Source organism: Bacillus pumilus, from assembly GCF_038738535.1.
Lineage (GTDB): Bacteria > Bacillota > Bacilli > Bacillales > Bacillaceae > Bacillus.
Genome location: NZ_CP046128.1, coordinates 2,426,826 through 2,450,797 on the forward strand (window position 1 = coordinate 2,426,826; position 23,972 = coordinate 2,450,797).

Sequence of the window (23,972 nt, forward strand, 5' to 3'; positions counted from 1 at the left end):
ATTATATCAATGTGTGCCGTTAAAAACTACCTGTATTCACTTGTTCTGGTCTTGAAACCGGCTTTGTCAGCTCTGCTCCTTTTTCGTTCACAAGCTCAGCCTTGCCGTTTACCTTAACCGATACGCTTTTGACGTCCGGCAGCTCTGTTAATGTGAGCACAATGCTATCAAGAACTTTTTGTGAAATGACCTTTTTCTTTTCATCTGCACTGCCAAAAATGGATTCGTTGAAATCAAGTGTCACATGTCCGTCTTTTACTTTCGGGACATCATTCAGCTTTACATCTTGATCAAAGTCTGTGAGCAAATGGCTTTTTTTGCTTGGTCCAGAGACGAGCTCATCAATGGCTGCTGTAATCGGATCATCCTCGTCTTTTGGCGCTCTTTTGGTCACAGGAACATAGTACGTCTGTTCATCAGATTCAGCTAAGTAGTAAACCGTCACTGGCTTTGTCGATGTCATATCAGCGGCAGCCTCGTGCTGAATATTTATACCGTCTTCTCTGCTTAAATCATCGGAGATCGGTGTACCGTTCACAGGCATTTCTTTTAGTTCATGTCCATTCATTTTCAATTTGACTTTGGCGACAGAATCAAACTGCGTTAACGTCCAAGTGACAGATTGCAGGATGCGCTGTTCGTCTTCTTTTTTATAGTTTTTAAATTCATTTGAAAAATCCACTACGGCCGTTCCGTCTTTAATGTCGACAGATACGCTCGTGTCGGCCGGCAAAACAGCTCGGAACCCATTTGGCATGAGGTTAGAAATCGGTCCTCCGTCCACGAGATATTCAAGGGTTTGTTTGGCACTTCCTTCGTTTTTCGGCAGCGGAATGGATTGAGAGACGACATACCCGTTTTTATCAATTAAATATAATTCTCTCATGACTGTATCTGCCTTCTTCTCTTCTTTTCCTTCTTTGGCTGTTTGTTTATCTTCTTTATTTTCTTTCACATATGTGACGTTTTGTGGCGGGTCAATCTCTGTTTTCGCTTGGTCTGTTTGAAACAATCCGCATCCTGACAAAAGCATGGCTGACGCGATACACGTCACAGCTGCTGTAGATCCTTTTTTCAGCATACTTCACCCTCCTCTAGTAGTTTGTACTACTATGTATACGAGCTCCTCATGTGGATTAGACCCTTTTCATAAAAAAATAACCCACCTCAAGAAGAAGCGGGTTATTGCTGATAGATGTGTTCAAGTGATACGGTTTCGACCTTCCCTGGGAGGTAGCCAAACCAGTCACGAGCGATGTTTTCAAAATTTTGCTGCTGCCCTGTTGTATAAAATGTATGAACAGGTGCTTCTTGAGAAGTGTTTAACAGCCCTTTATACGAAAGAATCGTACTGGCTTCTCTAGCTGTCTCATCCCCTGATGAAATAATGCTCACATCACTGCCCATAAAGCGCTGAATCGGCTCTTTTAAAATCGGATAGTGCGTGCAGCCAAGAATGAGCGTATCAATTCCTGTTTCTTTCATCGGTTCAAGGGAATCTTTCACCACTTCATCTGCTGTCTGATCTAAAAACGTACCGCTTTCCACAAATGGGACAAGCAGCGGACATGCCAGACTTTGAACCGCTAGTCCTGCTTTTAGGGATAGCAGTGCTTCTTTGTATGCCTCGCTTTTGATCGTATTGGCTGTACCAATGACACCAATCTGCTGATTGTTTGTCACCTTGATGGCTGTACGGGCGCCGGGCTGAATCACGCCAATGACCGGAATATCAAGCGTTGCTTTGATTTCATCAAGGGCAATTGCCGTCGCTGTGTTGCATGCGATGACGAGCATTTTAATATGATGATGTCTTAATAAGTAGTGTGCCATTTCCCAAGTATATTGAAGAACCTCTTCTTCTTTCCGCGGGCCATACGGACACCGTTTTGTATCGCCTACGTAAATGATCTTTTCTTTTGGCAGTTGTCTCATGATTTCCTTTGCAACGGTTAAACCGCCGACGCCGGAATCAATCACGCCGATTGGTTGATCCAACAAAATCGCCTCATTTTCTTTTCATTTGCTGCTGTAGTTTCGTTAAGGATTGGTTGAAAACGATGGCTTCTTCTTCTGAGAAAGCCCCTAGAAGTTCACTGACGTATTCTTGGCGTTTGACAATCACTTCTTGAATGATCCGCTCGCCTTCAGGTAATAAATGAATGCGAACCACGCGGCGGTCAGAAGGATCTTTTACTCGTTCAACAAGTTCACTTTTCTCCATTCGATCAATTAAGTCGGTGGTTGTGCTGCAAGCCAAATACATCTTTTGTGATAGCTCACCTATTGTCATATCTCCGAATTCATAAAGCCACTGAAGCCCTACAAATTGAGGAGGTGTAATCGTATATTGATTCAGGATTTCTCTGCCTTTTTGCTTAATAATTGCAGCAATATGGCGCAATGATTTTTCAATTTCTGCTACATGGTCGAACTCATTCGTTTCCATTTCATTGATACCTCACTATAGCATCTCACTTTGATTAAAACGTACATTCCTATTTTCCTCGTTTTTCAAAGAAAATGCAAGAAGAGACTCATGGAAACCATATAGAAATAACCGGCTCCTTCCCGATATGGAAGGAAAACCGGCTGACTTTAGAGCTCTAGCTCACCCATACGCAGAAGCTCGACTACGGCCTGTGAACGGCCTTTGACTCCTAGCTTTTGCATGGCATTCGAAATATGATTTCGAACAGTCTTTTCGCTAATAAAAAGCTCGCTTGCAATTTCTTTAGTTGTTTTATCTTGGACGAGCAATTCGAATACTTCTCTTTCTCTTTTGGTTAATAGCGGCTTGGATTGAAACTCTTTCTCCTTCAAGTATTGTAACCCTCCTTGCTAAGGTGAGAGCTCTAGTCTCTATAGAATGGGATTCTGTATAGTCGAGATATCATATGCCGAGTGCCCGAGGTAGGTGACGTTAAAATCGAGAATTCCCGCATATGAGCGTCCAATTTGTGCGCTTTTATCAGCACAAAAAAGGACGAGTCTCCTACCCGAGACATCGTCCTTTTCATACACGTATTTAAAAGATAGAAATGGCTCCTGTTAACAAAGCGATCAATGTTGTAAAAAGGGCTGTTAACACAGTCCACAGCAGTGCGTATTTTTGCAAATCGCCAATATCTTTGTTCAGCATACTGACAAGAAGCAGCGTTGAAGCCACAAGAGGGCTCAGCAGGTGAACAGGCTGTCCTATGATAGAAGCGCGCGCAATTTCCACCGGATCAATTCCGTAAGCTGCACCTGCTTCTGCCAAGATTGGCAGCACCCCGAAATAATAAGCATCATTAGAAAGAACAAATGTAAATGGCATACTCGTTAAAGCCACAATGAGCGGAAAAAATGAACTGTAAGAATCCGGAATTAAGTAAATCACCAAGTTGGCAATCGACTCCACCATTTTTGTCCCCGAAAAAATTCCTGTGAAAATTCCTGCTGCAAACACAAGGGTAATGACCGTTAAGGCATTTCCTGCATGCGATAAAATTCTCTCGCGCTGATCTTCAACCTTTGGATAGTTGATCATGAGAGCGATGACAAATCCAATTAAAAAGAGAACTGGAATCGGTACGATATCTAAAACAAGTGTCGCCATCACCGCAATCGTCAAGAAGAAGTTAATCCAAATGAGGTTGGGTCTTTTCATGTCTTCTACTCCATCTTCGATTGACGCTGCCAATTCAGGGGAGATCGAGGCCTCTTCTTTGTACTGAATCTCTGCAACCCCAATTCGTTTCCGCTCTTTTTTCCCAAGCACATACGCAGTAAAAAGAATAAAAAGACCGCCTCCAACCATTGTTGGAAGTAATGGAATAAAAAATTCACCAGCATCTAATCCAAGCGCCGCGATGGCACGGGTTGCCGGACCGCCCCAAGGCGTCATTCCGCTCATAATTCCTAAAGACAATAATGAAATCGTTCCTAAAATTAATGGGTTCATCCCAATTCTTAAGAAAAGTGGCAGCATTGCTGATACGGTAATCATATACGTTGTTGTTCCATCACCATCTAATGCAACAAGCATAGACAAAATTGCTACCCCAAAAGCAATTTTGACAGGATCACCTTTCACAATACGTAAAATGAGTTTAATCAGTGGATCAAACAGCCCAGCATCCAGCATGACACCAAAGAATAAAATCGCAAATAACAATAAAGCAGCTGATGGTGCAACAGTTTTAAGTCCATCAAGCATCATGTCCCCTAATCCGCGGTTAAAACCACCGATCAATGCAAATATGATAGGTACAACGGTTAGAGCCACCACCGGATGCATACGTTTTGTCATAATGAGAAATGTAAATGTCAAGACCATCAAGATCCCTAAAATAGCTAGCACTTTATATCCCTCCATCCTCTTCTTCACATGATCTGCAAGCGCCCCTTTGCACTTGCAACCTACATGTTAGCGCTTTCTATTTCAAGGATATAATAGCTTTTTTTATAATGAAAATATCGATTTTTTCGTATATTCAATAAATTTCTTTTATAATTAACCTTGCTGATTTCTTAAAAACTCAATGAATGCTTTCACAACAGATAAATGAAGGGAGTCTGGCTGGTACATAAGCCATGTATCTCTTAAAACGGGCTGTCCATCTTTATAGGAAAGACCTTTTACAAATAGCTCATCACTTGGTCTGAGGCAAATTTCTGGGACAATGGCATAACCTAAACCATGCTTGACCATCTCTTTTGATGTATCCTGGCGGTCTGTCTCCATCGTCACAAGTGGAGGCATGGTGAACGTTTCCTGCCACCATCTGTTAATCAATCGTTTTAATGAACTATCTGTATGATAGTCAATGAGCGGCAGCTTTGGGAGGTCTTTCAGCTGGATTTCTGATTTTGAAATGATACAAAGCCGCTCTTTATCGAGCAAAAACCGCTCTCCATTCCAGTCGTAATCCCCTCTTAAAATCCCTAAATGGACACTTGATGTGCCTAATAAGTCCATGACTTTTGTGCTCCAGCCTGTATTCACCATAAATTGAACATGTGGATACTGCTTAGAAAATTCTTTTAAAATTTCTGGCAGTTTATACTGGGCAAAGTTACTTGAGACCCCTAACCGAATTGTTCCTTTGACCTTTTTTTGCATATTGAGCATGCCATCTTTCGTTTGCTGGAGCTGTTTGAGCATGTCATTTGCGTATTTAGCCAAGTACTCGCCCTCTGATGTAAATTCAATTCCTCGTTTTCTTTTAAAGAAAAGCTTCATATCAAACTCCTCTTCAAGCTGTTTCAATCGATAGCTTAAGGCAGGCTGAGAGACAAATAATTTTTCTGCCGCTTTTGTGATGTTCTTTTCTTCATAGAGCACCTTTAGAAACCGCCAATCTTTTTCATCCATTATATTCCCTCCTTTTTTACTAATTATAAAATATTTTTATTGATTATTCTCAAAATAATGTATTTAACTTATTTCTTATTATACTTTACCATTTTGATTAGATAAACAGTTCATTAAAAAATTGAGGGTGAGAGCAATGAGAAAAGTTCCAATCACAATCATGCGAGGCGGTACAAGCAAAGGGGTATTCATTCAAGCAAATGACGCACCCTATGAACACGATGAGCTCGAGGCATTTCTATTAGACATTATGGGCAGTCCTGACCGGCTGCAGGTCGATGGGATCGGCGGCGGTAATTCTTTAACAAGCAAAGTGGCCATTATTGATAAAGCCACACGCCCAGATGTGGATGTGAACTATACGTTTGCACAGGTCAGCATCAATGAGAGATATGTCGACTTTAAAGGAAACTGCGGGAATATCTCATCAGCGGTTGGACCATACGCCATCATTAAAGGACTTGTTCAAGCGGTTGAGCCCATTACGACTGTACGTATCCTCAATACCAACACAAATAAAGTGATTACAGCAGAGGTCGAAGTCGAAAATGGAGAAGTAAAATTTGAAGGACAGGCAGAAATTCCAGGAGTAAAAGGGACAGGTTCTCCCATTTATTTATCTTTTGAAAATCCTGAAGGCGCAGTCACAGGTAAAACTTTTCCGACTGGAAACAAAATTGATACGATTCAAACAAAGTTTGGTGAGATTCCCATCTCGATCGTTGACATTGCAAATCCAATTGCCTTTATTCGTGCCAAAGATATTCAATTAAAAGGAACTGAATTGCCTGAGGAGTTTACAGACGAATTACTGGATGATTTAGAAGAGATTCGTTCCATCGCTGCTGAAATGTGTCACTTTGCGCCAAAAGACATGGCGACATTACAGTCTCCAGCCGTTCCAAAGCTTGCGCTCATTAGCGAGCCTGCTGATTATGTAGATACAAATGGAATCTTGAGAAGAGCAGCCGATATGGACATCATCGTTCGTATGCTATCGATGCAAAGACCGCACCAAGCACTTGCCATTACCGGCTCTGTCTGCGTATCAGCCAGCTGTTTTATGGAACAAACGCTTCCTGCACAGCTTTATCATGGACAACATGATACGCTTCGAATTGGGCATCCTGCTGGGATTATGCAAACGGACATTGACGTGTCTCAAAATAGAGTCAAAGTCATTCGAACCGCGAGAGAAATTCTAGACGGGGTTGTCTTTACGAAACAAGACTATATCGTGCAGCCTCATATTAAAAGAGAAGCCTAAAGCAGACGAGAACATCGTCTGCTTTTTTTAATGTTGAAGCGGGGCATCAATATCTCCAGCAGAATGAGCTTTTATCTGCCCTTTCTCATCTTTTAACTGGAGATGACCGTAGCGGTTGACCCCGCAGCAAATGCCTTCTTCCCAAGTTTGTTTTTCACGATCTAACGAAATGCGAAGGGGCTTGTTGAGACGATATAACCGTTTGTTATAGAGGGCAGTGAGTGCTTCAAACCCTTCATTCTGCCAGCGTGAATGGTATTTTTCAAAAGCCGCTGCCAGTTCTTTCACTAGCTGATCGGCTTTCACCTCTGTCAGCTCTGATAAGCAAATGGTTTTGTACGGGACATGCTCCGGCTTTGTCTCTACATTGATGCCAACACCGATATAAATGGAACTGCGGTCTGCTTCAATTAATGTGCCGGATACCTTTGCTTCATTAATGAGAATATCATTAGGCCATTTGATCGCCAGCTGATCCTCTGCTCTCATGAGTGGTTTCAGAACATCATAGATTGCTAGTGCTGTCAGCGGGGCGATCGTTGACTGGGTGGAGAGTTCTGCTGGCGGTAAGACTGTCATGGTCACCGCCACATTCCCTAAAGGTGTTTCCCACGGCCTGCCGAGTCTGCCTCTTCCTGCTGTCTGCTGGCGTGCATAGACAGCAAATGAGGGCTTTTCTCCTTGCTGCATGAGCCTTTTCGCTTCATTATTTGTACTATCAATGGTGTCATATTGAAAAATCTTCATGTGTTCTCCTCTTGTTTCTTCTTGATATGATGCTTTTATTATAACAAAATGAAGCGTGCATGTTGATGAGCCAGCATGTTACTCATTTCGCTGCGCCTGAAACGTCTCTTTTTCTTCCTCTGTAAACGGGACAGATGCGCCTGTGTCTTTACTAATTTGCACCATGGTGACTGAGCCTGTAAAGCAAGGTTCCTGCTGCTCATTTTCTCCTAAATAATGAAGGATGAGTGAGCTTGATCCGACCTTTTCCGGCTTGACATACACACGAAGCCTCTCCCCAATCTCTACCTGCTTGATGTAATCACATTGCAGGTTTGCGACGACTGTCATGGTCTCCCTCACACGTTTCATCCGTTTATCAACAATTCCCGTCTTTTGAAAAAAGGCAATTCGTGCCTCTTCAAAATACACAAAAGGGGTGACATTGTTCATATGGCCAAACATATCCGTTTCTGAAAAACGAACGGTGGTTTCGACATAAAATCGAAAGGATGCCCTCCACTCTTCAAACGGTTCTTCAATATATGACGGCAGTCTCACTTGATCATCTCCTTATTTGGAAACAAACGCCTCTCCCGTATTGGAAGAGGCGTTTGTTTATATGTTGCATCCAGCCCCTTAAACACTCATCATGATTGGCAAAGAGGACTGAATGTGATGTTATTCTGCGTGATCGCTTCCGAAGAAGTTACGGAATGCTTGTAAAGTTGTATCTCGGTTAAGTGCTGCAATTGACGTTGTCAGCGGGATTCCTTTCGGACAAGCCTGCACACAGTTTTGGGAGTTCCCGCAGTTCGCAAGACCGCCGTCCCCCATAATTTCTTCTAGACGGTCAGACTTATTCATCGCACCTGTCGGATGTGCGTTAAATAAACGGACTTGTGAAAGCGGTGCAGGGCCCATAAAGGAAGACTTATCATTCACGTTTGGACAAGCTTCAAGGCAGACACCACATGTCATACATTTAGAAAGCTCATACGCCCATTGACGTTTTTTCTCAGGCATTCTTGGTCCAGGACCGAGATCATATGTGCCATCGATCGGTACCCATGCTTTCACCTTTTTCAAGGAATTGAACATCCGGCTTCTATCAACCTGCAAGTCTCTCACAACCGGGAATGTCTTCATCGGCTGAAGACGAATCGGCTGATCTAACTGATCGATGAGTGCTGTACATGACTGGCGCGGTTTTCCATTAATGACCATAGAACAAGCTCCGCACACCTCTTCAAGACAGTTCATATCCCAGTTGATCGCCGTTGTTTTTTCCCCTTGTTTATTGACCGGGTTCCGTCTAATTTCCATGAGTGCGGAAATGACGTTCATATTTGGACGGTAAGGGATTTCGAATTCCTCATCATAAGACTTTCCATCTGCTGTATCTTGACGTGTGATAATGAAATGAATCGTGTTTTTTTCACTCATCTTATTTCTCCACCTTTTTCTTCGAGTAATCTCGTTTACGAGGTGCAATTAACGATACATCGACGTCCTCATAGTGGAATGCAGGCTTTTGATTTTTTCCTTTGAACGTAGCCATCGTTGTTTTTAGGAATTCTTCATCGTTTCTCTCTGGGAATTCCGGTTTGTAGTGTGCGCCTCGGCTTTCATTCCGGTTGTATGCCCCAATCGTAATGACTCTTGCCAGCTGAAGCATGTTGTCAAGCTGACGTGTGAAGGCAGCGCCTTGGTTGCTCCATGAAGCTGTATCGTTGATGTTAATCTGCTTGTAGCGCTCCATTAATTCTTCGATCTTCTGATCTGTTTTTAAGAGTTTGTCATTGTAACGAACCACTGTGACGTTATCCGTCATCCATTCTCCAAGCTCTTTATGAAGCACGTATGCATTTTCTGTTCCGTCCATGCTGAGGATGTTGTCCCATTTCTCCTGCTCTTTCTTCACAGCGCTGTCAAATGTTGCAGAAGATAGGTCTTCCGCAGATTTTTCAAGGCCGTTAATGTACTTGACCGCATTTGGTCCAGCGACCATCCCGCCGTAAATCGCAGAAAGCAGTGAGTTTGCACCAAGTCTGTTTCCGCCGTGCATAGAGTAATCACATTCTCCGGCAGCGAATAGACCTTTGATATTCGTCATTTGATCATAATCAACCCATAATCCGCCCATTGAATAATGAACAGCAGGGAAAATTTTCATTGGGAGCTTACGCGGGTCATCACCCATGAACTTTTCATAGATTTCAATGATGCCGCCAAGTTTAATATCAAGTTCTTTTGGATCTTTATGAGAAAGATCGAGGTATACCATGTTCTCTCCGTTGATGCCAAGCTTTTGTTCGACACATACGTCGAAGATTTCACGCGTTGCGATATCACGCGGTACAAGGTTCCCGTATGCTGGGTATTTCTCTTCAAGGAAGTACCAAGGCTTCCCGTCTTTATATGTCCAAACACGTCCGCCTTCACCACGAGCCGATTCACTCATGAGACGAAGCTTGTCATCTCCAGGGATCGCTGTTGGGTGAATTTGAATGAATTCTCCATTTGCGTAATGAGCACCTTGCTGATAGACGATGGATGCAGCAGATCCAGTGTTGATCATCGAGTTCGTTGATTTACCGAACACAATTCCAGGACCACCAGTTGCCATGATTACTGCATCTGAACGGAAGGATTCAATTTCCATTGTCGTCAAGTTCTGCGCGACTATGCCTCGGCATACTTCCTCGTCATCTAACACAGCGCCAAGGAATTCCCAGCCTTCATATTTCGTGACAAGCCCTGCTACTTCATAGCGGCGAACCTGCTCATCTAGTGCATATAATAGCTGCTGACCTGTTGTAGCTCCAGCAAATGCTGTACGGTGGTGCTGTGTTCCCCCGAAGCGGCGGAAGTCCAGTAATCCCTCTGGTGTTCTGTTAAACATGACACCCATCCGATCAAGTAAGTGGATAATGGACGGCGCTGCTTCACACATTGCCTTTACTGGCGGCTGGTTGGCTAAGAAATCTCCGCCATACACCGTGTCATCAAAATGCTCATAAGGTGAATCCCCTTCACCTTTTGTATTGACCGCTCCGTTGATTCCGCCCTGTGCACATACAGAATGCGAACGTTTCACAGGTACGATTGAAAATAGTTTAACAGCTGTTCCCGCTTCTGCTGCTTTGATAGTTGCCATGAGACCAGCTAAGCCGCCTCCGACAACGATGATGCTAGAATTACTCATTGTAGCCCCTCTCCCTCTTCTACTAATCTATTTCCTCTTAAACAAAAGCGAAAATTGCTCTTAGCCCTACATATGAAAGCGCTATAAATATACCTAATGTCACATATGTGGAGATTCTTTGTGAGCGTGGTGAAACAGTAATTCCCCAGCTGACAGCAAATGACCACAAGCCATTAGCAAAGTGGAAAATAGTAGATAAAACGCCGACAATATAGAAGCCTAGCATAAATGGAGAGCTTAAAATATTCGCCATCATGTCATAGTTCACTTCAGCTCCAAGCTGAGCTTGAATTCGTGTTTCCCATACGTGCCAAGTGACAAAAATTAATGTGATGATACCTGAAATCCTTTGCAGTCTGAACAACCAGTTTCTTAAGTAACTGAAGCGAGACGTGTTGTTTTGTGCCGTAAAGGCTATGTACACCCCATAAACAGCATGATAGATCAGTGGTAAGAAAATCACGAACAGCTCAAGTGCATATCTGAATGGAAGCTGTTCCATAAAGTGTGCAGCTTTGTTAAACGCCTCTGGTCCACTCGTCGCAAAGTGGTTCACCACTAAATGCTGAATTAAAAATAGACCGACCGGAATGACGCCAAGCAAAGAATGCAATCTCCGATAAAAAAATTCTTTGTTCCCCGACATTACTTTACCCCCTAGTAAAAAGTGCAATTGCTGAAAATTGTCTTACCCCCGCTTCTTTCAATTGTAAGCACTTTATTCAAATTTATTGACAATTTCATTTTACTCCTATGTCAAAAAAGCGTCAAGAAACCGCGTACATAAATTAAAATTTTCCGAAATTTAAAAGTTTTAAATCAAAATTCGTTTTACTACAATAAGAATTTCTTAGACTTCAGGGAAAACTCTGTCATCATATGCTTACATAAGCTATAATAAATTGTTGAAAGAGGGGAGCCGTACAATGAATAAATTCGAATCTAACTTAGAACAGCTAAAAGAAATTGAAGTCAATGGATTTGCCTACGAGCTGATACGCGAAGTTCTGCTGCCTGATATTTTGGGTCAGGATCATTCATCTATGATGTATTTTGCGGGTAAACTGCTTGCTCGTAAATTTCCTCAAGAGTCATGGGAGAAGATCCCCGAATTTTTCCATGATGCCGGATGGGGAACGCTCACGATGGTCCATTCGAAAAAACAGGAAATTGAGTTTGAGCTCGAAGGTCCACTTGTATCAAATCGAATCACCTATCAAAAGGAGCCATGCTTTCAGATGGAAGCGGGTTTTATTGCTGAACAAATTCAGCTTCTCAACGAGCACGTGGCTGAATCTTATGAACAAGTGAAAAAGCGTGCTGATAAAGTCATTTTAACCGTTAAATGGGATTTAAGAGACCCTAGCTAACACTCTTTATGAAAGGCGCGGACTTCAGGTCACGCCTTTTTGTAGTCTTCTTCTATCATAGCATACTTAGTGAATGGGTTTACGCACGTTTTCCTTTCTGGTATGCGGCGCTTTCCATTAAAAAAGAGGTGCACTCTTTCATGAGATACACCTCCCTGCCTTTTTAAGAGTGAGCAGCTGCACTCACCTTTGATAAATCAAACGCATCATGCAGCGCTTCAACTGCTTTGACCATATCATCTCGGCCAACCACTGTTGAGACTTTGATTTCAGACGTACTGACCATTTTCACTTGTATGTCTTTTTCCGCTAACACAGCGAACATTTCAGCGGCTACGCCTGGATTTGAAACCATACCAGATCCAACGATAGATACTTTGGCTAATTTACTTTCTGTCTCGATCTGCTCGTAGCCAAGCGCTCCTTTATACTCTTCTAATACTTCAACTGTTTTGGACAAATCATCCGTTTTCACAGAGAAAGAGATGGACGTCTGATTGGTGCTTGTGACGGACTGAATGATGATATCGACATTGATATTTTGCTTCGCAAGCGTCGTAAAGATGGTCGACAATGTGGTGAGGCCGCTTGAAAGACCGCACACCGTCACGCGTGTAATCTGATCCTCAAATGCAATGCCTCTGACGACTAAATTTTGTTCCATGGATGATTCCTCCTCGATTAACGTACCCGATTCATTTTCAATACTAGAACGGACTTCTAGTGGGACTTGATAATTTTTTGCAAATTCAACAGCTCTCGGATGCAAGACGCCAGCTCCTAAATTAGCCAGTTCGAGCATCTCATCGTATGAAATACCTGCAAGTTTCCGCGCGGATGGTACATAACGCGGATCTGTCGTAAACACTCCTGGTACATCTGTGTAAATATCACATTTATCAGCCTTTAATGCGGCAGCAAGTGCCACAGCCGTTGTATCTGATCCACCGCGTCCAAGTGTTGTGATATGTAAGTCATCTGCAATTCCTTGGAAGCCAGCTACAACAACGACTTTTCCCGCACTTAATTCCTCTTTTATTCTTGATTCATCAATATCCACGATTCTTGCGTTACCATGTACTTGCTCTGTTTTCATACCAGCCTGCCAGCCTGTAAAGGAAATGGCATCATAGCCTTTTGCTTGCAGCGCCATCGTTAATAAGGAAATGGTCACTTGCTCTCCAGTTGCGAGCAGCATATCCATTTCTCTTTTGCTTGGATGATCTGTGAGTTCTTTCGCTAGGTCTACTAGAACATCCGTAGATTTGCCCATTGCCGACACAACCACAACCACATCATGTCCGGCCTCGCGTTCAGCGATGACTCTCTCTGCGGCATTGCGAATTTTTTCTGTTGATCCAACGGACGTTCCGCCAAATTTTTGTACAATTAGTCCCATGTCTACCACCCTTTTTCAAAAGATCACGTGTGAGAGAAGAGGCAAGAAGCGGCTTTGGAGACTGCCTGCTCACTGCAAATAAAAAAGCAATGAGAGAACAGATCTCCCATTGCTTTAAAATCATCATTAAACGATGCAAACAATGAGATAGCCCTCCAAGAAATATATTCTTGACAGCCCTACATTTCTTCAATGTACAGCCAGCGAATAAAATGAGTGGATTTTATTCACTTCGGCGACGCTCCCCTTTCAGCCCTCTTCCTAGATCCCATCGATCTCTGAAGGCTTACTCTTGAAGTTCGCACCTCTATCTTCAACAAACAACACGTTCATTTATTAAATTTAGTCACAATCTTAACAGACTTTTGGAAAAAGTACAATCTATTTTTTTAATGCTTCCATTAAAAGTTCGGCCGTCTGTTTCGGGATGCCAGCCTCCTGAAAGTCTTGGATAGAGGCTTCTTTCATCTTTTTCACAGAGCCAAAATGTTTGAGAAGCTGTTTTTTACGCTTTTCTCCGATACCTGGTACATCGTCTAAAATAGATTGAAATGCATTTTTTCCGCGCAGCTGCCGGTGAAAGCTAATAGCGAACCGGTGCACTTCATCTTGAATGCGCTGCAATAAATAGAAGGCCTGGCTATTCCGCTCCAGCGCAACAATTTCAAGTGTATCTCCCATCATGAGATTCGAAGTTCTGTGTTTTTCATCTTTCACAAGACCTGCCACTGGGACAGACAGATTCAATTCATTTTCAAGCACATCTATCGCTGCATTGATCTGTCCCTTTCCTCCGTCAATTAAAATTAAATCTGGCAGCGGCAGCTCATCCTTTAACACGCGGGTATATCGCCTTCTAATGACTTCACGCATAGATGCATAATCATCTGGCCCTGTGACGGTTTTAATTTTGTATTTTCGGTATTCCTTTTTATACGGCTTCCCGTCCTGAAAGACGACCATGGCAGAAACCGGGTCTGCACCTTGAATATTCGAGTTATCAAATGCTTCAATCCGGTACGGCATATAAATATTTAGTGCATCCCCAAGCTGCTTCACCGCACCAATGGACCGCTCTTCATCACGCTCAATGAGTGAAAATTTTTCTTTTAAGGCGATTTTGGCATTTTGATGGGCAAGTAAAAGCAAATCCTTTTTCTTTCCTTTTTTCGGCTGATGAACGTTCGTCTCGAGCAATTGTTCAATCATCTCTTGATCTACGCTGTCTGGCACCAAAATTTCCTTCGGCAGAAAGTGATTGTTCTTTGCATAAAATTGCCCCATAAACGTGAGGAACTCTTCCTCAGGATCTTGATACATAGGAAACAGGCTGACATCGCGTTCAATCAATTTCCCCTGCCTGATGAAGAAGACCTGGACACACATCCAGCCCTTGTCATAGGCATATGCAAAGACATCTCGATCTGATAAATCACTCATCGTCATTTTCTGCTTTTCCATCGTTGAGTCGATGTAAGCGATTTGGTCTCTCAGTTCTTTTGCCCGTTCAAACTCTAATTGTTCGGCGGCTTCCTGCATCTTTTCGTTTAGTTCTTTTTTGATTTGCTGATGCCCTCCGTTTAGAAACCTTGTGATTTCGTCCACGAGCTGCTTATTCGTTTCTTCAGAAATGTCATATACGCACGGCGCGAGACATTGTCCAAGATGATAATATAGACAGACGCGATCAGGAAGGGTTGCACATTTTCTCAGTGGATATAAACGGTCGAGCAGCTTCTTCGTTTCTCTGGCTGCTTGTACGTTCGGGTATGGTCCGAAATATTTCCCTTTGTCCTTTTTCACATTGCGGGTGACGATCAGCTTAGGATGCCGTTCATTCGTAATTTTAATAAAAGGATACGTTTTGTCATCCTTAAGCATGACGTTGTATTTTGGGTCGTATTTTTTGATTAAGTTCAGCTCTAAAATGAGTGCCTCGATATTAGAAGAGGTGACAATGTATTCAAAGTCCTCAATTTCACTGACAAGCCGCTGCGTTTTGGCGTCATGAGATCCCGTGAAATAAGAGCGCACTCTATTTTTTAAGACCTTTGCCTTTCCCACATAAATGACTGTATTTTGTCGATCTTTCATTAAGTAGCAGCCTGGTTGATCTGGCAAGACCGATAGCTTTTCTTTGATCAGTTTGTTCATATTTTCATCCGTCCTTGTTTTCCTCTTTCACTCCTTCTAGTGTATCACGAACATTTGTTTTATACCATGTTGAAAGAAAAGCGGCTCTCGTCTTTACGAGAACCGCTTCATTGAGTATGCCGCTCAGGCATAGACAGGTTTATAGATGTTTGTTGACAAGTTCAGCAAGTGCTTCTTTTGGTTTGAAACCAACAGATGTTTCTACCACTTCACCGTCTTTTAAAACAAGAAGTGTTGGGATACTCATCACGCCGTATTTACCAGCAGTTTCTTGGTTATCGTCTACATCAATTTTTACAATTTTCATTTTGTCGCCCATTTCTTGATCAAGTTCTTCAAGAACTGGAGCAATCATTTTACATGGTCCGCACCATGGTGCCCAAAAGTCCGCAAGAACAACACCTTCTGCAGTTTCTTGTGAAAATGTTGCGTCAGTCGCTTTTACGATTGCCATTATTCATTCCTCCAATGTAAATTATGCTTTTTAGTATAGCATCTACCAATGTGACTTGCGAATGAAATGCTTACGAATCATTTTTTATGAAATGAATTAAAAAACAAACCGTACAATCGCACCAATGACAACAATTGCACCGATAATCATGAGAATCGTTCTAAGCATATAAATAACTCCCTTTCCGCTTCATTTACAATGTATGATGCCCCAACATCCTGCTCATCAAACATCTAAATATGCGATCAAGCCAGATCGACCGTGATCATCACCACCGACATTGGCGGCAGATCTATGGTTAATTCACCGGGTTTTACAGCAAATTGCTGAAACTCTGCTGGCTGGACAGCATGAGGATCATCAAATGTGTTGTGCGCATTCATGCGGTCCGCTGTCAGCACGCGGCCCGTGACTTTCGTTTGAGCATCCAAACCTTCAATGGCAAGGGATACTTCGTTTTGTTCATGCGGATTCAGGTGACAGAAGCTAATATGCATCTTATCTGACGAACGCGAAGCTGACACACTAACCTGAGGTATTTTTTCTCCTCTGCGTTCATAAGGCGTTGACACAAACTCCACTTCAAGTGCTTCTTCCTCTTGATGCACTTGAAACATGTGAAACACATGATACGTTGGCGTCAGGAGCATCTTTTCGTCTTCCGTTAACACCATTGCTTGCAGAACATTGACCGTCTGGGCAATATTCGCCATATGAATCCGCTGGCAATGACGATGAAATATATGAAAATGAAGGGCACAAACAAGGGCGTCTCTTAGTGTGTTTTGCTGATACAAAAACCCAGGATTTGTCCCTGGCTCTGGGTCATACCATGTTCCCCATTCATCAATAATCATCCCGATTCGCTTGTCTGGGTCATAACGATCCATGATCTCTCCATGATCCACGACAAGCCGTTCCATCTCATAGGCTTTTTTCAACGTGATAAACCATTCATCCTCATCAAATTCAGTCGCTGACCCTTTTTTCTCCCACGTACCAGGTACAGTGTAGTAATGCAAACTGAGTCCATCCATCCAAGGTGCGGCCCGCTCCATTAATATTTTTGTCCAATTCACGTCATTTGAATTTGCGCCGCACGCGATTTTGTATATCGTCTGACCCGCAAACTCTCTCACATACGTTTGATAACGTTTATATAAATCTGCATAGTATTCAGGCGTCATATTTCCGCCGCAGCCCCAGCTTTCGTTGCCTACACCAACATAGGTCAGCTTCCAAGGTTCTTGTTTTCCATTTTGAATACGCCAATCAGACATAGGTGTTCCCTTTGGAAATGTGATGTACTCGACCCATTCTGCTAATTCTTGAACAGACCCGCTTCCCACATTCCCGCAAATATAAGGCTCACATTCAAGCAGCTCACACAGCTTCATAAATTCATGCGTACCAAATGCATTGGATTCAACCGTGCCGCCCCAATGAGTGTTCACCATCGGCTTTCGTTCACTGAGATCACCTACACCATTTGCCCAATGATACTCGTCTGCGAAGCAGCCGCCTGGCCACCTAAGCACCGGAATATGTAATGCTTGAAGGGCCTTTAGCACATCGGTACGAATTCCCTCAATATGATCAATCGATGAATCTTTTCCTACCCAAATCCCGTCATAAATCCCTCTTCCTAAATGCTCTTGAAAGTGTCCATAGATGTGTTTAGAAATACGTCCGATCACGTCATTGACTTTTACTGTCCCCTTCACTTGTCAACCGCTCCTTTGTTTATTGATTACATACAAAAAAACCCAGAATACCTAGGCATTCTGAGTGTATGAGCGTTACGAGTGGATATTCATCTTTTTTAACTCTTCATTCAAAAGCGGTACCACTTCAAACAAATCACCGACGATTCCATAATCGGCAATTTTGAAGATCTCGGCTTCTGGGTCTTTGTTAATCGCAACAATGACTTTACTGTTAGACATTCCGGCTAAATGCTGAATCGCCCCTGATATCCCGCACGCAATATAGAGATCAGGTGTGACGACCTTACCTGTTTGCCCAATTTGCAGGGCATAATCACAGTAGTCTGCATCACAGGCGCCACGCGAAGCACCGACTGCTGCGCCCAGCGTTTCGGCGAGTTCATTCAGTGGTTCAAACCCTTCCTTGCTCTTGACCCCGCGTCCCCCGGCGACGATGACCTTTGCTTCAGATAAATCTACACCTTCTGACGTTTTTTTAATGACTTCCTTCACAATCGTTCGCAGGTTCTGAATATCGACAGAAACCGGTGTAATTTCTCCGCTTCGTGAGGCATCCCGCTCAAGAGGTGCCACGTTGTTTGGCCGTATGGTCGCCAAAAGCAGACGATCTGTTGAAATCACTTTTTCGAAGGCTTTACCAGAGTAAATCGGTCTAGTGAAAACGAGGTGTTCTCCGGTAACGCTTACATCAATCGCATCTGAAATTAGGCCAGTCTGCAAGCGTGCAGCTATTTTCGGCGACAAGTCTTTTCCGATAGACGTATGGCCAAAGAGTACGGCATCTGGGTCAACCTGATCTAATATCGCTTGAAGCGCCTGCGCAAAACCATCTGACGTATAGTATGAAAGGTGCGGATGCTCCACAATCATGACATGATCCGCTCCATAGTAAAGCAGTTCATCCGCTTGGTCTTTGACGTCATCCCCTATTAACACGCCAATGACTTCACCGCCATCTGCCACTTGATGAGCGGCAGCAATGGCTTCAAATGTCACATTTCTTAATTTACCGTCACGACTTTCTCCAAGTACAACAACTTTTTTACTCATCTTTCAAGTTCCCCCTTGTTCTCGTGATATCGTAAAGTGGATAGTTAGATGACCTTTGCTTCGTTTCTTAGTAGATCTGTCAGTTCTTTGACTTGATCCTGAAGCTCACCGCTGAGCACCTTGCCACCCTCTTTTTTCTCCGGTAAGAAACGTTCAATTGTTTTGATTTTATATGACACATCGTCTTCATCAAGATCTAAATCATCCAGTTCCACTTCTTCTAAAGGCTTTTTCTTTGCCTTCATAATGCCTGGTAATGATGGATAGCGAGGCTCATTGAGTCCTTGCTGGGCAGTGACGACAAGCGGGAGCTCGGCAGAAATCACTTCCACATCACCTTCTGCATCTCGTTCAATCGAAGCAGAGCCGCCGTCAATTTGAATACTTGTAATCGTTGTGACATATGAAAAACCAAGTAATTCAGCAAGACGCGGGGCAACCTGTCCAGAGCCCCCGTCAATTGCCACATTCCCTGCTAAGATTAAGGAAGCCTCTTTGTCTTTTAAATAGTGGTAAAGAATCGTAGAAGCTGAATATTGATCCCACTCTTCTAAGTCGTCTTCCACATTTAATAAAACGGCTTGATCGCAGCCCATAGCGAGCGCTGTTCTCAGCTGCTTCTCCGCATCCTCACTGCCAACTGTCACAACGGTCACTTCTCCCCCGTGCTCGTCACGAAGCTGGATGGCTTCTTCTATGGCGTACTCGTCATAAGGATTAATAATGAACTCTGCTCCATCTTCTTGAATTGCACCAGACTGAATGGAAATCTTCTCTTCCGTGTCAAACGTACGCTTCATCAAAACAAATATATTCATCCATTTCTCCCCCTTGTTTCGTTTGAATCCCTTATTCCCCTTTAAAGTTCGGTTTGCGCTTTTCGATAAAGGCTTGGATGCCTTCTTTGGCGTCATTCGATTGGAAAATTTCACCGAACTTTTTGGCTTCCAGCTTCATTCCGCCATCATATGAATACAATTTTGTTGCGTTCAATAAATCCAGCACATACTCGAGTGATTTTGGGCTTTTCGTTGCAAATTTTGCCGCAAGTGTTTTGGCTTCTTCAAGCGCCTCTTCCTCTGTTTCTGCCAGCTTTGAAACAAGTCCGCAGGCGAATGCTTCTTCACCTGTAATCGGTTCAGCTGTACCCATCATTTCCAGAGCTTTAGCCGAACCAACATAGCGCGGCAGGCGCTGCGTGCCGCCGAATCCTGGAATGATGCCGAGGTTTAGTTCCGGCAGTCCAAGCTTCGCATCTTTTGTTGCGATTCGGATATCACAAGACATTGCAAGCTCAAGGCCCCCGCCTAATGCAGCTCCGTGAATCGAGGCAATGACTGGTTTTGGACATTGCTCAATCCGTTCAAAGACCTGCTGCCCTCTGTCTGCAAGGCTTGAATAGTCAGACTCTTCCTGTAACGTCGTAAATTCCTTAATATCAGCACCTGCTGAGAAAAATCTTCCTTCCCCGTGGATCACAATGGCTCTTACTTCTTCATTCTGTTCGAGCTGATCAAACATGTCATTAAGCTCGGTGAGAAGTTGAGAAGATAAGGCGTTTGCTGGTGGATGCTGAATCGTGATGAGCGCTGTTTGCCTTTCATGATGTAAGCTAAGTATCTTTTCCATGTCAATCATCCTTTTTCACATTGTCTTTAAGATTGATGAATTCCGTTTAAGAGTAGATCACGTACGTTTTCTGCGAGTGCAGGAAGATCATACTTTTGATCATTCATGACCCATGTTGTCGCGGTTTCATCAATCGTCCCAAATACCATTTGTCTCGCTAAGCGGACATCTAGATTTTGTCTGAATTCTCCTGTTTTCTTTCCTTCTGCTAAAATCGACTCGAGCATATTTAAATACCCTTTCAGCACCTCATTGATTTTTTGCCGCAGCTCAAGGTTTGACTGCCTAAGTTCAAGCTGTGTCACAAGAGCCAAATGATGATTTTGCGCAAGCATACGAAAATGCTCCTCAATCAGCAGTAAAAGCTTTTCTTTCGCCGACGGTTTCTTTTGAATATCTGTTTCCATTCGTTCGATGAATTGTCCCATTTTTTCTTTGAACAATGAGATCAAAATATCCTCTTTATTTTTGAAATAAAGATAAATGGTTCCGTCTGCTACCCCTGCTTGTTTCGCAATCTTTGAAACTTGTGATTGATGATAGCCGTTCTCTGCAATCACCACAACTGCTGCATCAATAATTTGCATGTACTTCGGTCTTTTCTGCTTCAATGTGCTTCGTCCCTTTCTAAATTGAATGAGTATTCATTCATAACTTTATGTTAAAAAGAAACGGGCGATTTGTCAAGTGATCTTCTTCTTTCTTTTCCACCTTTAGCATAACAGAGCAGGCGGTCAACATTCAAATCATCCGGCCGGTGGACCGGATGATGCAGACCGTTATGTTTTCGGTTGATCGGCAGGCGTTTCAGATGAAGAAGCGTGCTTTCTTTTTTCTTCTTCAATTAATACTCTGCGCAAAATCTTCCCGACGGCTGTTTTAGGCAGTGATTCTTTAAATTCATACACGCGTGGTACTTTAAATGAGGCAATTCTCGTCCTGACAAAGCGATCAAGTTCGTCCTCTGTTAAGTAGGCATCCTTTTTCGGCACAATAAATGCTTTCACTGTTTCTCCTCTGTACGGATCTGGAATACCTGCGACGACGACTTCTTGTACAAGCTCATGCTCATAAAGGGCTTCTTCGACCTCTCTTGGGTAAATATTATATCCGCTCGCAATGATGACATCTTTTTTCCGGTCGACGATATAGAAAAAACCGTCCTCATCCATATACCCTATATCTCCGGTGAAAAACCAGCCATCTCGTAATACAGCCGCTGTCTCGTCTGGCTGATTCCAGTATCCCTTCATGATCTGCGGCCCTTTGACAATGATTTCTCCATGCTCATATGGTTCTTTGAGGCCTCCAGTTTCCTCGCAATAAATACCGGCATCTGTATTAGGCCACGGACAGCCAATGCTGCCTGTTTTGTTCGCTCCCCATAAAAAGTTAGCATGGGTGACGGGTGAGGTTTCTGAAAGACCATACCCTTCCACTAAGCGTCCTCCTGTTAATTTTTCAAAGCTTTGTTTGACTTCTACAGGAAGTGCCGCTGAGCCGCTTAGACATGCAGTGATGGACGACAGGTCATACTTTTCAATGTTCGGATGATGCAGCAAGGCGATATACATTGTTGGTGCGCCTGGAAATAGCGTCGGTTTCTGTTTTTCAATGGTTTTGAGGGTATCTGCGACATCAAAGCGTGGAAGAAGAATCAATTGATGCCCTTCTTTGACAGCAAGGTTTAAGACGGTCGTCATTCCGTATACATGAAAAAACGGAATGATGCCAAGGATGCGTTCTTTCCCCCTGGTCGTTTTGTACATCCAGGAAGCGCACATTTCAGTATTCGCTAAAATATTTTCATGTGTGAGCATGACCCCTTTTGGTAAACCGGTCGTTCCGCCTGTATATTGCAAAACAGCGACATCCTCTTTCGGCTCAAAGGCAAGTGCGGGAATTTGCTGTTCACCTGCCGATTCTTTCGTGATCTGCGAGAAGTGATGAATGGTGTCATTTTTCTCCACTTGGATGACCATTTTATTTTTTCTTCTTTGCACAATAGGAAACAGTATGTTTTTCGGGAATGGTAAATAATCTTGTAGTTTGGTAATGATTAAGTGTTCTATACTTGTCAGCGCTTTCATTTTATAAGCCTTTGGATACAACAGATCTAGCGTGATCAGCACTTTGGCGCCGCTGTCCTCCATTTGATATTCCAGTTCTTTCTCCGTATAAAGCGGGTTTGTTTGAACAACGATGCCGCCTGCTATTAAAACAGCATAATAAGAAATGACCGATTGAGGGCAGTTCGGCAGCATGATCGCTACTCTGTCGCCTTTTTTTACGCCAATTTTCATCAGATGACTGGCTAGTTTCAATACGTCTTTTTGCAGCTGTTCATAGGTGATGTTCTTTCCTAGAAAATGAATGGCTGTATGCTCAGGTGCAGCCTCTGCGGAACTGAATAAGTAAGATTGTAATGTTTCATTTGGGATGGTGAGTTCGTGGGGAATTTGATTCGGGTAATGCAGAAGCCAACGTTTATCTGACTGCATAAAAACCCTCCTTCCTGAACTTTCGTACTATTTTATTATAGCAAACTTTTCCTTAGGACAGTTTGCTTTTTTCTAATAGAGCTTGGTTCAATTGCACACTTTTACTTTTTCGCCGGTGTTTCTATAGAGGCTCTTTTTCCTTCATGATGCCACTGTTCATATAAACCGCCGATTGCACGAAATGACTTGTTGACTCTTTCCACGATCTGTTGATGGATACTAGGGTCATTCGGTAAATGCGTCTGGATGTTGTCGACTTGATGCTTCCTCATCATGTCAATGTAAACCGTGAGAAAAATGGTGTCTTCTAAAATCCAGTAAATAACTTCATCCGCCACTTTTGTTCTTTTATGCAGCATTTTCATCCCTCGTTCATATTGAATGAGGATATAACCACTCGAATCGATCTGAATATAGGGACTCAAATCATCAAAAAATCCTGACGTTTGAAATGGACGTGCAATATACGGTTCGTATATGTCTCTTGGAAGGGATGTCATTTGAAGACAAGTATCAATGCGCTTGATTAGTTCGCCTTTTTGCAGAATGTGCTTCATATCATTCGCCGCCTTTGATGAGATAAAAGCTGCCAAGGGGTTCCCTGACAGCTCTCTAACGTTGTTTTCTTCATTTCACAGGAACAGATAAACGGCACCAATGACCGCAAAAGTGCAGGCAACTACGATTAATACTTTTGCTAGCTTTTCCATGTCGTCTCCTTAAATGCCGGCTGCTACTACGTAAGACAGCCCAACTGAAATGATGAGTGAAATAAACCCGACCGCTCTATTATCATTTTCAATCTCTTTGTCTACTTTAAATCGCGGTGTTAAAAATTCAAAAATGAAATAGCTGACAAGCAGCATCACAAAGCCGTATACGCCCCATCCAACCATTTGAAGAAGGGAATTGTGCTGTGCGATGGAATGCTGAAACACATTCGCAATCCCAAAGATCTTCCCGCCTGTTGCCATAGCAACAGCTAAGTTCCCCCGCTGGATCTCTTCCCAGTTTTTATAGGAGGTGACGAGTTCAAAAATGGTTAGAAATAAGACGAGACATAGGACGGCCACGCTGTAATAGGCGGCAATTTCCACAAGTTCATTTTCCCAAAAGGCTTTCATGCGT

The 23,972-nt window shown here is 43.1% G+C and carries 24 protein-coding genes and 1 riboswitch; of the genes, 2 read left to right on the forward strand and 22 right to left on the reverse strand.

The window, feature by feature from the left end; all coding sequences use genetic code 11:
* Nucleotides 1-19 precede the first annotated feature (19 nt).
* The 6 genes from GKC25_RS12330 to GKC25_RS12355 all read right to left on the reverse strand — a co-directional run bounded on the left by GKC25_RS12330 (nucleotide 20) and on the right by GKC25_RS12355 (nucleotide 5,359).
* Nucleotides 20-1,081, reverse strand: coding sequence for a GerMN domain-containing protein (locus GKC25_RS12330; protein WP_034661739.1), 1,062 nt, complete (start codon nucleotides 1,079-1,081; stop codon nucleotides 20-22).
* A gap of 101 nt (nucleotides 1,082-1,182) precedes the next feature.
* Nucleotides 1,183-2,001, reverse strand: a complete 819-nt coding sequence (racE, locus tag GKC25_RS12335) for a glutamate racemase (RefSeq protein ID WP_309416337.1) — start codon at nucleotides 1,999-2,001, stop codon at nucleotides 1,183-1,185.
* 7 nt (nucleotides 2,002-2,008) lie between these two features.
* Complete coding sequence (locus GKC25_RS12340) at nucleotides 2,009-2,449, reverse strand: MarR family winged helix-turn-helix transcriptional regulator (protein ID WP_003216546.1); 441 nt, start codon at nucleotides 2,447-2,449, stop codon at nucleotides 2,009-2,011.
* A gap of 149 nt (nucleotides 2,450-2,598) precedes the next feature.
* Nucleotides 2,599-2,823: a spore germination transcription factor GerE gene (gerE, locus tag GKC25_RS12345; protein WP_003184172.1), complete on the reverse strand. Its 225-nt coding sequence runs from the start codon at nucleotides 2,821-2,823 to the stop codon at nucleotides 2,599-2,601.
* Nucleotides 2,824-3,028: 205 nt separating this feature from the next.
* Nucleotides 3,029-4,345 (reverse strand): CitMHS family transporter, encoded by a 1,317-nt coding sequence (locus GKC25_RS12350; protein ID WP_187704003.1) that lies wholly within the window; start codon nucleotides 4,343-4,345, stop codon nucleotides 3,029-3,031.
* Nucleotides 4,346-4,498: 153 nt separating this feature from the next.
* On the reverse strand, nucleotides 4,499-5,359 hold the full coding sequence (locus tag GKC25_RS12355) for a LysR family transcriptional regulator (RefSeq protein WP_095285545.1): 861 nt from the start codon (nucleotides 5,357-5,359) through the stop codon (nucleotides 4,499-4,501).
* Nucleotides 5,360-5,495: 136 nt separating this feature from the next.
* Here GKC25_RS12355 and GKC25_RS12360 point away from each other — a divergent pair, with 136 nt between their 5' ends.
* The gene (locus tag GKC25_RS12360) at nucleotides 5,496-6,626 is read left to right on the forward strand and encodes a 2-methylaconitate cis-trans isomerase PrpF family protein (RefSeq protein ID WP_106038044.1); all 1,131 of its coding nucleotides are present in this window, start codon (nucleotides 5,496-5,498) and stop codon (nucleotides 6,624-6,626) included.
* A 27-nt stretch (nucleotides 6,627-6,653) separates the two neighbouring features.
* Here the strand turns inward: GKC25_RS12360 and GKC25_RS12365 are convergent, their stop codons facing one another.
* From GKC25_RS12365 to GKC25_RS12385, 5 genes are all read right to left on the reverse strand, one after another.
* Nucleotides 6,654-7,373 (reverse strand): biotin--[acetyl-CoA-carboxylase] ligase, encoded by a 720-nt coding sequence (locus GKC25_RS12365; RefSeq protein ID WP_034661753.1) that lies wholly within the window; start codon nucleotides 7,371-7,373, stop codon nucleotides 6,654-6,656.
* Between the two features lie 78 nt (nucleotides 7,374-7,451).
* Nucleotides 7,452-7,913, reverse strand: a complete 462-nt coding sequence (locus GKC25_RS12370) for an acyl-CoA thioesterase (RefSeq protein WP_034661755.1) — start codon at nucleotides 7,911-7,913, stop codon at nucleotides 7,452-7,454.
* Nucleotides 7,914-8,033: 120 nt separating this feature from the next.
* On the reverse strand, nucleotides 8,034-8,798 hold the full coding sequence (gene sdhB, locus GKC25_RS12375; protein ID WP_024427169.1) for a succinate dehydrogenase iron-sulfur subunit: 765 nt from the start codon (nucleotides 8,796-8,798) through the stop codon (nucleotides 8,034-8,036).
* Between the two features lies 1 nt (nucleotide 8,799).
* Complete coding sequence (gene sdhA / locus GKC25_RS12380; protein ID WP_034661758.1) at nucleotides 8,800-10,560, reverse strand: succinate dehydrogenase flavoprotein subunit; 1,761 nt, start codon at nucleotides 10,558-10,560, stop codon at nucleotides 8,800-8,802.
* 37 nt (nucleotides 10,561-10,597) lie between these two features.
* On the reverse strand, nucleotides 10,598-11,206 hold the full coding sequence (locus GKC25_RS12385) for a succinate dehydrogenase cytochrome b558 subunit (RefSeq protein ID WP_106038046.1): 609 nt from the start codon (nucleotides 11,204-11,206) through the stop codon (nucleotides 10,598-10,600).
* A 280-nt stretch (nucleotides 11,207-11,486) separates the two neighbouring features.
* Between GKC25_RS12385 and GKC25_RS12390 the strand changes: the two genes are divergently transcribed.
* The gene (locus tag GKC25_RS12390; RefSeq protein WP_034661763.1) at nucleotides 11,487-11,930 is read left to right on the forward strand and encodes a YslB family protein; all 444 of its coding nucleotides are present in this window, start codon (nucleotides 11,487-11,489) and stop codon (nucleotides 11,928-11,930) included.
* Nucleotides 11,931-12,093: 163 nt separating this feature from the next.
* Here GKC25_RS12390 and GKC25_RS12395 read toward each other — a convergent pair whose 3' ends face one another.
* The 11 genes from GKC25_RS12395 to GKC25_RS12445 form a co-directional block, all read right to left on the reverse strand.
* Nucleotides 12,094-13,329 (reverse strand): aspartate kinase, encoded by a 1,236-nt coding sequence (locus GKC25_RS12395; RefSeq protein WP_106031208.1) that lies wholly within the window; start codon nucleotides 13,327-13,329, stop codon nucleotides 12,094-12,096.
* Nucleotides 13,330-13,469: 140 nt separating this feature from the next.
* A riboswitch (Lysine riboswitch) is annotated at nucleotides 13,470-13,647 on the reverse strand.
* A gap of 63 nt (nucleotides 13,648-13,710) precedes the next feature.
* Nucleotides 13,711-15,483, reverse strand: a complete 1,773-nt coding sequence (gene uvrC, locus GKC25_RS12400) for an excinuclease ABC subunit UvrC (protein ID WP_034661768.1) — start codon at nucleotides 15,481-15,483, stop codon at nucleotides 13,711-13,713.
* Between the two features lie 139 nt (nucleotides 15,484-15,622).
* On the reverse strand, nucleotides 15,623-15,937 hold the full coding sequence (trxA, locus tag GKC25_RS12405; protein ID WP_007501629.1) for a thioredoxin: 315 nt from the start codon (nucleotides 15,935-15,937) through the stop codon (nucleotides 15,623-15,625).
* A 245-nt stretch (nucleotides 15,938-16,182) separates the two neighbouring features.
* Complete coding sequence (locus GKC25_RS12410) at nucleotides 16,183-17,661, reverse strand: alpha-N-arabinofuranosidase (RefSeq protein ID WP_034661770.1); 1,479 nt, start codon at nucleotides 17,659-17,661, stop codon at nucleotides 16,183-16,185.
* Nucleotides 17,662-17,736: 75 nt separating this feature from the next.
* Nucleotides 17,737-18,714 (reverse strand): electron transfer flavoprotein subunit alpha/FixB family protein, encoded by a 978-nt coding sequence (locus GKC25_RS12415; protein ID WP_034661772.1) that lies wholly within the window; start codon nucleotides 18,712-18,714, stop codon nucleotides 17,737-17,739.
* A gap of 44 nt (nucleotides 18,715-18,758) precedes the next feature.
* A complete protein-coding gene (locus tag GKC25_RS12420) occupies nucleotides 18,759-19,532 on the reverse strand; it encodes an electron transfer flavoprotein subunit beta/FixA family protein (RefSeq protein ID WP_034661774.1) in 774 nt (257 codons plus the stop codon).
* Nucleotides 19,533-19,563: 31 nt separating this feature from the next.
* Nucleotides 19,564-20,343 (reverse strand): enoyl-CoA hydratase, encoded by a 780-nt coding sequence (locus GKC25_RS12425; protein WP_034661776.1) that lies wholly within the window; start codon nucleotides 20,341-20,343, stop codon nucleotides 19,564-19,566.
* A 26-nt stretch (nucleotides 20,344-20,369) separates the two neighbouring features.
* Nucleotides 20,370-20,954 carry a TetR/AcrR family transcriptional regulator gene (locus GKC25_RS12430; RefSeq protein WP_003216590.1) on the reverse strand — a complete coding sequence of 195 codons (585 nt, stop codon included), beginning with the start codon at nucleotides 20,952-20,954 and terminating at the stop codon, nucleotides 20,370-20,372.
* A gap of 168 nt (nucleotides 20,955-21,122) precedes the next feature.
* The gene (locus GKC25_RS12435; protein WP_034661779.1) at nucleotides 21,123-22,844 is read right to left on the reverse strand and encodes an AMP-binding protein; all 1,722 of its coding nucleotides are present in this window, start codon (nucleotides 22,842-22,844) and stop codon (nucleotides 21,123-21,125) included.
* Nucleotides 22,845-22,945: 101 nt separating this feature from the next.
* Nucleotides 22,946-23,401, reverse strand: a complete 456-nt coding sequence (locus GKC25_RS12440) for an immunity 63 family protein (RefSeq protein ID WP_106038051.1) — start codon at nucleotides 23,399-23,401, stop codon at nucleotides 22,946-22,948.
* A gap of 162 nt (nucleotides 23,402-23,563) precedes the next feature.
* Nucleotides 23,564-23,968, reverse strand: coding sequence for a DUF350 domain-containing protein (locus tag GKC25_RS12445; RefSeq protein ID WP_007501637.1), 405 nt, complete (start codon nucleotides 23,966-23,968; stop codon nucleotides 23,564-23,566).
* Nucleotides 23,969-23,972 lie beyond the last annotated feature (4 nt).

Coding starts and splice junctions, on each gene's coding strand:
- sdhB (WP_024427169.1), bottom strand. CDS start 8,798: ATGAGTGAAAAAAACACGATTCATTTCATTATCACACGTCAAGATACA.
- GKC25_RS12415 (WP_034661772.1), bottom strand. CDS start 18,714: ATGAGTAAAAAAGTTGTTGTACTTGGAGAAAGTCGTGACGGTAAATTA.
- GKC25_RS12435 (WP_034661779.1), bottom strand. CDS start 22,844: ATGCAGTCAGATAAACGTTGGCTTCTGCATTACCCGAATCAAATTCCC.
- GKC25_RS12365 (WP_034661753.1), bottom strand. CDS start 7,373: ATGAAGATTTTTCAATATGACACCATTGATAGTACAAATAATGAAGCG.
- GKC25_RS12440 (WP_106038051.1), bottom strand. CDS start 23,401: ATGAAGCACATTCTGCAAAAAGGCGAACTAATCAAGCGCATTGATACT.
- GKC25_RS12360 (WP_106038044.1), top strand. CDS start 5,496: ATGAGAAAAGTTCCAATCACAATCATGCGAGGCGGTACAAGCAAAGGG.
- GKC25_RS12395 (WP_106031208.1), bottom strand. CDS start 13,329: ATGGGACTAATTGTACAAAAATTTGGCGGAACGTCCGTTGGATCAACA.
- GKC25_RS12420 (WP_034661774.1), bottom strand. CDS start 19,532: ATGAATATATTTGTTTTGATGAAGCGTACGTTTGACACGGAAGAGAAG.
- GKC25_RS12340 (WP_003216546.1), bottom strand. CDS start 2,449: ATGGAAACGAATGAGTTCGACCATGTAGCAGAAATTGAAAAATCATTG.
- uvrC (WP_034661768.1), bottom strand. CDS start 15,483: ATGAACAAACTGATCAAAGAAAAGCTATCGGTCTTGCCAGATCAACCA.
- GKC25_RS12390 (WP_034661763.1), top strand. CDS start 11,487: ATGAATAAATTCGAATCTAACTTAGAACAGCTAAAAGAAATTGAAGTC.
- GKC25_RS12425 (WP_034661776.1), bottom strand. CDS start 20,343: ATGGAAAAGATACTTAGCTTACATCATGAAAGGCAAACAGCGCTCATC.
- sdhA (WP_034661758.1), bottom strand. CDS start 10,560: ATGAGTAATTCTAGCATCATCGTTGTCGGAGGCGGCTTAGCTGGTCTC.
- GKC25_RS12355 (WP_095285545.1), bottom strand. CDS start 5,359: ATGGATGAAAAAGATTGGCGGTTTCTAAAGGTGCTCTATGAAGAAAAG.
- GKC25_RS12330 (WP_034661739.1), bottom strand. CDS start 1,081: ATGCTGAAAAAAGGATCTACAGCAGCTGTGACGTGTATCGCGTCAGCC.
- GKC25_RS12445 (WP_007501637.1), bottom strand. CDS start 23,968: ATGAAAGCCTTTTGGGAAAATGAACTTGTGGAAATTGCCGCCTATTAC.
- GKC25_RS12385 (WP_106038046.1), bottom strand. CDS start 11,206: ATGTCGGGGAACAAAGAATTTTTTTATCGGAGATTGCATTCTTTGCTT.
- trxA (WP_007501629.1), bottom strand. CDS start 15,937: ATGGCAATCGTAAAAGCGACTGACGCAACATTTTCACAAGAAACTGCA.